Origin of the sequence: Lwoffella lincolnii, from assembly GCF_002014765.1 — a bacterium.
GTDB classification, from domain to species: Bacteria; Pseudomonadota; Gammaproteobacteria; order Pseudomonadales; family Moraxellaceae; genus Psychrobacter; species Psychrobacter lincolnii.
Genome location: NZ_MUYT01000022.1, coordinates 1 through 6,298 on the forward strand (window position 1 = coordinate 1; position 6,298 = coordinate 6,298).

General features: G+C 44.5%; 5 protein-coding genes. 2 read left to right on the forward strand and 3 right to left on the reverse strand.

What is annotated here, in order from left to right; translation table 11 throughout:
- Positions 1-147: 147 nt before the first annotated feature.
- Positions 148-885 carry a phosphoglycolate phosphatase gene (locus tag B0682_RS09225; RefSeq protein WP_078308437.1) on the forward strand — a complete coding sequence of 246 codons (738 nt, stop codon included), beginning with the start codon at positions 148-150 and terminating at the stop codon, positions 883-885.
- Here B0682_RS09225 and B0682_RS09230 read toward each other — a convergent pair.
- A complete protein-coding gene (locus B0682_RS09230) occupies positions 868-2,448 on the reverse strand; it encodes a YifB family Mg chelatase-like AAA ATPase (protein ID WP_078308439.1) in 1,581 nt (526 codons plus the stop codon). The genes B0682_RS09225 and B0682_RS09230 overlap by 18 nt on opposite strands.
- 104 nt (positions 2,449-2,552) lie before the next feature.
- Between B0682_RS09230 and hemN the strand changes: the two genes are divergently transcribed.
- Positions 2,553-4,019, forward strand: a complete 1,467-nt coding sequence (gene hemN / locus B0682_RS09235) for an oxygen-independent coproporphyrinogen III oxidase (protein ID WP_078308440.1) — start codon at positions 2,553-2,555, stop codon at positions 4,017-4,019.
- A 122-nt stretch (positions 4,020-4,141) separates the two neighbouring features.
- Here hemN and B0682_RS09240 read toward each other — a convergent pair whose 3' ends face one another.
- Positions 4,142-4,801 carry a porin family protein gene (locus tag B0682_RS09240; RefSeq protein WP_240494968.1) on the reverse strand — a complete coding sequence of 220 codons (660 nt, stop codon included), beginning with the start codon at positions 4,799-4,801 and terminating at the stop codon, positions 4,142-4,144.
- 178 nt (positions 4,802-4,979) lie between these two features.
- A partial coding sequence (locus B0682_RS09245; RefSeq protein WP_338044671.1) for an MFS transporter occupies positions 4,980-6,298 on the reverse strand: 1,319 nt, incomplete at its 5' end.

Below are 6,298 nucleotides of genomic sequence, written 5' to 3' on the forward strand. Positions count from 1 at the left end.
GTAGTGTCAAGGGGTTTTTTTGGTTTTTTTTAGATTTTGTTATTTTTTAGATTTTATTATGTTGTTAGAATGGGATTATGATGGGTGGTGTTGATTGTATGTTATTTTATTATGACTGTGGGAGTATTATGATGATGGGAGTGTGTGATGACTGGGTTGTTAATTTTTGACTTGGATGGGACGCTGATTGATAGTGTGCCTGATTTGGCGGTGGCGGTGAATGCGATGCTTGATGAGTTGGGATATGAGCAGGTTGATGAGTCGGTGGTGCGTGGTTGGGTGGGTAATGGGTCTTTTAAGTTGGTGGAACGGGCGTTGTTGTCGGTGAGCAAGACGGTTGATGAGAGAACAGATGGCCAGATAACCATGGCGACAATAACGACGATGGGGCCATTAAGCGATGTGGTGCAGATGGCACATAAGGTGTTTTTGCGTCATTATGGTGCGTTATGTGATGGTGAGTTGTGTGCGATGCAGACAGTACCTTTTGCTGGGGTAGATGATGGGCTTTGGCGGTTGCGTTCGGCTGGATTTGAGTTGGCGTTGGTGACTAATAGGCCAATGCGGTTTGTGCCTAAGTTGTTAGGGCTGTTTGGTTGGGAAGATTTATTTTCGGTGGTGTTTGGTGGCGATAGTTTGCCAGTGAAAAAGCCTGATCCGTTGCCTTTGTTGATGGTGTGTGAGCGATTGGGGGTTAATGTGTGTGATGCGGTGATGATTGGGGACAGTAAAAATGATGTGTTGGCTGGTCAGTCGGCTGGAATGGCAACGGTAGGGCTAACATATGGTTACAATTATGGTGAGCCAATTGCGATGAGTGAACCAACATGGGTGTTTGATGAGTTTGGTGGGTTGGTTGAGCATTTATTATCCTCGATAGCTTAATGCTTCGGTTAGGTGAGGGGTGTCAATCTGTTCACTGCCTGCCAAATCAGCAATGGTGCGGGCGACTCTAAGTACTCGGTGATAACTGCGTGCTGATAGGTTTAGGCGTTGTTGGGCGGTTTGTAACAGTGTTTTTTGAGCATCTCCCAGTAGGGCATAACTGTCCAGCTCGCTTGAGGTAAGCTCGTTGTTGACTTTGCCTTGTCGCTGTTGCTGACGTTGATGGGCTTGACTGATTCTTGCTCGCACACTGGCAGAAGATTCACCTGCTTGGGTGGTTTGTAGGTCAGTTATGGGCATGGCAGGAACGGCGATGTGTAAGTCAATGCGGTCAAGCAGTGGTCCTGAGATTTTGTCTTGATAACGTTGAATGGCTTCAGGTCGACAATGACAGCGTCCTGATGGGTCTCCATAATAACCACATGGGCAAGGATTCATGGCAGCAACCAGTTGAAAATTGGCTGGAAAGGTGGCCTGCTGATTGGCTCGGCTGATGGTGATGGTTTTGGACTCAAGAGGTTGACGTAAGACTTCTAACACTTTACGGTTAAATTCTGGCATTTCATCTAAAAATAGCACGCCTTTATTGGCAAGGGTAATTTCACCTGGCTTTGGGCGTGAGCCACCACCCACCAATGCCACCGCACTGATGGTATGGTGAATGGCACGAAAAGGACGTGTGCCATAAGCATAATCGGTATCAGCGACTGAATAGATGCTTGCCACTTCTAAGGCTTCGTTATCGGTCAAATCAGGCAAGATACTGGGCAGTCTTGATGCCATTAGGGTTTTTCCTGAGCCTGGTGGCCCTTTAAACAGTAAAGAATGACCACCCGCTGCGGCGATTTCTAACGCTCTTTTGGCATGCAGTTGCCCTTTAACATCGGCTAAATCTGGCTGATGATGGCGTGTGTGTTGGCTTGGTTTGGCGACAACAGGGGTTAGGCGATGCTTGTCATCATCGTCTGTTAATGGGGCAAAAACCGCTTGTAAGTGTTGGCAAACGGCTTGTAAGCTGTCTGCTGCAAGCACCGTAATATCTGCCACTCGACTGGCCTGTGCGCCATTGGCTTGGGGAACGATAAGGGTCTTTAGGTTCTGGGTCAGAACAGAAGAGTGTGTTTTATCCGCTTGTTGATTGGTTTTGTGTTGGCTGGTTTTATGGTTGTCTGATTTGATGGCTCGTGCCACTGCCAATGCCCCTGATACAGGACGCAAATCACCGTTTAATGCCAATTCACCAATGAATTCATAATCGGTCAGCCAGTTTGGGTCAATCTGCCCACTGGCGGCTAAAATGCCCATGGCGATGGGCAAATCCAACCTTGACCCATCTTTTGGCAAATCAGCAGGGGCAAGGTTAATGGTAAGACGACGATTGGGAAATTGAAAGTTAGAGTTGATGATGGCAGAACGCACCCGATCTTTGCTCTCTCGTACGGCAGCTTCTGGTAGGCCAACAATGGTCAAGGCAGGCAAGCCCTGAGACAGATGAACTTCAACCATGACAGCAGGGGCATGCAATCCCACGACCGAACGGGTACTTACTTGGGCAAATGACATAGGTTTCCTTAGACCAGATTTGATTAGTCTCCGATGAATGGACTAAATTTGCTATAATAGCAATAATTTTACCGTCTAACCACTGATATCCCAAGGTAGCCAACATGCAAGAACACGCCTTTACTGAGCGACAAGATGATAGTAATGTCAATCCTTACGCTCGTCAAAACACCCAATTTACTTTAGAAAAAAATCTATTTAATGAAGAACTGATTCATAAATATAATCGCTCAGGTCCCAGATACACATCTTATCCAACTGCCTTGGAATTTACTCCAATTAAAAATGGGGTGGAAGAACAGATTTTACAAAATAGGGACACTCGTGTGCCATTATCGTTGTATTTTCATATTCCATTTTGTCGACATTTGTGCTACTACTGTGGCTGCAATAAAATCATCACCAAAAAAAACAGCGATGCGGGGAATTATTTGGCCTATTTGTTTGCTGAGATTAGACATAAACGCCAGCTATTGGGAAAAGAAAAACCCATCGTCAAACAGCTACATTTAGGTGGTGGTACGCCCACATTCATGCAAGATGATGAGTTGGCTCAATTATGGACATTTTTACAAACGCAGTTTGACTTTGTGCCAGAAAAAGAGGGCGATTATTCCATTGAAATCGACCCAAGAGAGTTAACTGACAACACGCTGATCGTATTAAGAGAGCTTGGCTTTAATCGGGTGAGCTTTGGTGTGCAAGACTTAGAAGAGAACGTACAAATTGCGGTCAATCGAGTACAACCAGAAGAGCTGGTGCGTAAAGTGATGGACGAAGCTCGGCGATTGGACTTTCATTCCATTAACATTGATTTGATTTATGGTTTGCCCCACCAAACCATTGCCAGTCTTGCTAATACAGTGGACAGAATTATTGACATTGCGCCTGACCGTCTGTCGATATTTAATTATGCCCATTTACCAGAACGTTTTAAGGGACAACGGCAAATCAAAGAAGAACATTTACCAAGTCCTGCTGATAAACTGACCATGCTTGGCAACACCATCAATGCGTTAAGCGAAGCTGGCTATCAATACATTGGCATTGACCATTTTGCCAAACCTGACGATGAAATGGCGGTGGCTCAACGAGAAGGCAAGTTGCATCGTAATTTTCAGGGTTATACCATTTTGGGAGATTGTGATTTATTAGGTTTTGGGGTATCTTCCATCAGCCAAATTAATGCCAATGGTCATCGCCATGTTTTACAAAATGACACTGATTTACAAAACTACCAACAACTGATAGATGAGCATAAACTGCCAGCGGTTAAGCACATTGATGCTGGCATTCGTGATCAGTTGCGTGGTTATGTCATCATGAATTTATTGTGCCATGATTATATTGATTTTGCTGATGTCAATCACCGATTTGGTATTGATGCGCTGACGTATTTTATTGAAGAAATCCAAGCGTTGAGGGACATGCAAACCGATAAATTGGTAGAGATAGATGCCAAAGGCATTCGAGTGCTGCCAAAAGGACGCTTATTAGGGCGTAATGTGGCGATGGTATTTGATGACTATTTGGAGAAAAAACATACAAATCGGTTTAGTAAAGTGATTTAGCACAACCACAAATTTAAATCATTCCAAAATCAATTTTCAATGCTTAAATATCGATAAAAAGCTCCAAAACAAAAAACAGCTCCCATTAAGGAGCTGTTTTTTTTAATCATTTTTATGGTGTGTTAGAATTTCACATGAGCACCGACGCTCATCAATTTGGCATTGCCATTCAACCAATCATAGCCAGCTTCGATGCCAACATTTGGTATGGGTTGAAAGCCTACGCCCACGCCACCTGCCAATGAAGTTTTGTCTTCAGTGTATTTAAAGCCTGTGGCACTGCCATCGACTTTTGTCTTGGCAACACCCAGTTTGCCTTTGGCATAAATGCCTGTGTTGGGAACACCATAGCGGTATGTGCCATAGACACCGTATGTTTTGGCATCAAATTTACCTTTAACACCATCATGGGTTAAGTCAGCTTTACCAGAACTAATAAATTCAGCTTCCACACCAAAATTGGGGTCAAAGTTATAGCCACCATAGATGCCATAAGCCATTGGGTCTTTATTGGTAATTTTTTTATTGCTTTTACTATTACTATTGATTTTAACATCTAATTTACCAGCTTTAGCACCAACATAAGGCTGACCATAAGCTGTTGAATCATAGACAGCAGCTTGAGCACCTGCGGTCATGAGACTGCCAACAGCTAGGGTGATAAGGGTTTTATATGATGTTTTCATCGTTGTGTCTCCTAATGGGTTGATGATGCCAAACTGATTGAACGGATTAACACGTTCTAAAATCATCTTGGCTAACGATGGGGAGTATAGTAACAAGATATTTCATGCTGTATGTGCAAGTTTTAAGAGAGCTGAGTTAAGTTTTGCAAGTAATATCATAAACCATGTAACAATCGAGTGTATTTGAAATGTTTTGTTAATTTTTATTGCTAAAACATGCCATATGCGATATCTAATTGATGAGATTGGTGTGCTTGAATGCCATACTTGGACACTATAAATGTGAGCCATCTATCATGACTGGACGTGTTGCCAGCCAGCCCATGAACACATTAAATACCATCAAGACAAATAAAATGACCAATGGCACATGCCAACTGCCCAAATATTCATGCAAACTGCCCATGCCCAAAGGACCAATGATGGCAATGCCATAACCAATTGTCTGTGCCATGCCAGATAGGTTACTTGCTTGCTCAGTGTCATAAGTTCGCATTCCTATCATCATGATACACATGGTGAATATCATTGCCCCACCCAACCCCATACATGCTGTCCATAACCAAGCCAAACTTGGTGAAGCAAATGCCAAACCAGCCGTTCCCACCACATTAATCAACGCTGCAAACATCGCCAATGGACGCACCCAACGTCGACGCCCCATGAATACCGTCAATGCCAAAGTTGCCAAGGGTGCCATCACTTGATAAACCATGCCTATATTGCCTGCGGTGATTGGGTCTAGCCCTTTACTTACCCAAATGGTTGGTAAAAAACTGGCAACCGTATAAAACAGTAACGACTGCAAACCCATAAAGACAGCAATCTGCCAAGCCAACGGGGCTTGCCACATACGAATGTTTGGCAAATTGCCCATGGCAAATGAGCTTGATGCTGTGGCATTAGCAGTTATGCTGGAGGCGGTTTTGTCAGCCAACCTTGAGCGTATGGGCAACCATAACAGACACGCCATGATGCCCAATACTGCCCAACTGCCCAAAGCCCACCGCCAACCAAGCCATTGTTCAATCGGCAAAACCACCCCTGCTGCCACCCCTGCCATCACTGACATGCTGGTACTGAATATGCCTGTTAGCAAAGGAATGTGCCTTGGTGTTAATTGTTTAATGGCTGGAGCAGCCAAAGTATTGGCAATGGATATGGCAAAGGACAACAGCACCGTACCAAATAAAAACGGCCACCACCCCACCCACAACACTCGCCATAAGATACCCACTGTCATGAACACAATAGACAACAGTAATAAATTGCCCAAACCAAACCGTTTGGCAAGCTTAGGTGAGACCAACGCCCCAAAGGCAAATAATACCATTGGCACTGAACCAAGCCAGCCCACCTCAACTGCACTGATGTTGAGTGCCTCTTGGATCACATTGACCAAAGACCCCAACGCCACGATGGGGCTGCGCATGTTGGCTGCCAACAATATCATGCCAATCAATACCAGCCAAAACTGACGCCGACTGACTGTATCTGCCCCAGATTGCATTTGAATGGGGTTAGGGCTGGGGTTAGGCGTTATGGGCGTGGACATAAGATGACTTTTGATGATAACCACCCCACAAACAAAAT

Bases quoted from the DNA above. Each gene is read 5' to 3' on its own strand.
- B0682_RS09225 (WP_078308437.1), top strand. From the start codon at position 148: ATGACTGGGTTGTTAATTTTTGACTTGGATGGGACGCTGATTGATAGT.
- B0682_RS09230 (WP_078308439.1), bottom strand. From the start codon at position 2,448: ATGTCATTTGCCCAAGTAAGTACCCGTTCGGTCGTGGGATTGCATGCC.
- hemN (WP_078308440.1), top strand. From the start codon at position 2,553: ATGCAAGAACACGCCTTTACTGAGCGACAAGATGATAGTAATGTCAAT.